The organism is Intestinimonas sp. RTP31139st1_F5_RTP31139_211217 (assembly GCF_040226735.1).
Taxonomy (GTDB): domain Bacteria; phylum Bacillota; class Clostridia; order Oscillospirales; family Oscillospiraceae; genus Intestinimonas; species Intestinimonas butyriciproducens.
The window spans coordinates 1-1,003 of the sequence record NZ_JBCOAQ010000062.1 but is presented as its reverse complement, the minus strand read 5'-3'; the positions used below and the strand labels follow the sequence as shown (position 1 = coordinate 1,003).

Here is a 1,003-nt window from a genome sequence, read left to right as displayed (position 1 = left end):
CCACGCACAGCGGCACAGGTCCCTTACCCCGGGGGCATGGCGCAAGCGCCCCCGGACGGCTCACTCTGTGCCGGTTGGACTGGGTGGGGAACCAGTCACAGCCATTATACCACGATTTTTTGTCCCTGTATACCCTGTATCCGCCCTTTACAGAACTTCTCCGGGCTCGTATAATAGGGCTTGATTCACACGCCCAATCGCCGGGCCTGCTCTCCGGGCGGCGGCGCCTCCGCCCTGCGCCCGGCCGGTGCGCACCGTCGCCCCGCGCCCCTCCGGAGGGGCGCGGAACGGCACGACGCGGGCGGGAAACGGATCGGAAAGGATTTGATCGCATGCGTATTCTCCTCATCGACGGACAGGGGGGCGGCATCGGGAGCCGCCTGGCCACCCTCCTGAGACCCCGGCTGCCCGAGGACTGCGAGCTCCTCTGCGCAGGCACCAACGTGCTGGCCACCAACGCCATGCTCAAGGCCGGCTGCACCCGGGGGGCCACGGGGGAGAACGCCATTCTCTATAACGCCGGACGGGCCGACCTGATCCTGGGCCCCATCGGTGTTATCCTGGCCAACGGCATCATGGGCGAGGTCTCCCCGGCGGCCGCCGCCGCCGTCTCCGGCGCCCAGGCGGTCAAGATCCTCATTCCCTCCGCCACCTGCGGCACCCGGATCGCCGGCGTGGAGGAGTGCCGCCTGGAGGATTATCTGAAGCGGGCCGTGGACCTGGCCCTGCGGGAGGTGGGGCTTTGAACCGCTCCTTTCCGGCCCTCGCCCGGCTTCACGCCCGCCGCTATCCGCTGATGGCCCCCCAGGACTTTGGGAAGCTGGCCTACCAGAGCGAGTTCGGCCCCGGGCACATGGTCTCCGACCCGGCCCTGGCCCTGGAGCGGCTGCTGACCGAGTGCCGCGGTCTGACCCCGGACTGCCTCCACCGCCCGCCGGAGCCCATCGGCGGCGGTCTGTGCCGCTTCCATTTGGAACCCGCCCACCTCTCGCAGGAGGGGCTC

The 1,003-nt window shown here is 69.6% G+C and carries 2 protein-coding genes; both read left to right on the top strand.

Features of this window, described 5'->3' with window-relative positions; translation table 11 throughout:
• Positions 1-332 precede the first annotated feature (332 nt).
• Positions 333-746 (top strand): DUF3842 family protein, encoded by a 414-nt coding sequence (locus ABUA09_RS17415; protein ID WP_033118928.1) that lies wholly within the window; start codon positions 333-335, stop codon positions 744-746.
• Positions 743-1,003: hypothetical protein (locus ABUA09_RS17410; protein WP_502880786.1), on the top strand; the 261-nt coding region annotated here is incomplete at its 3' end. The genes ABUA09_RS17415 and ABUA09_RS17410, both read left to right, overlap by 4 nt.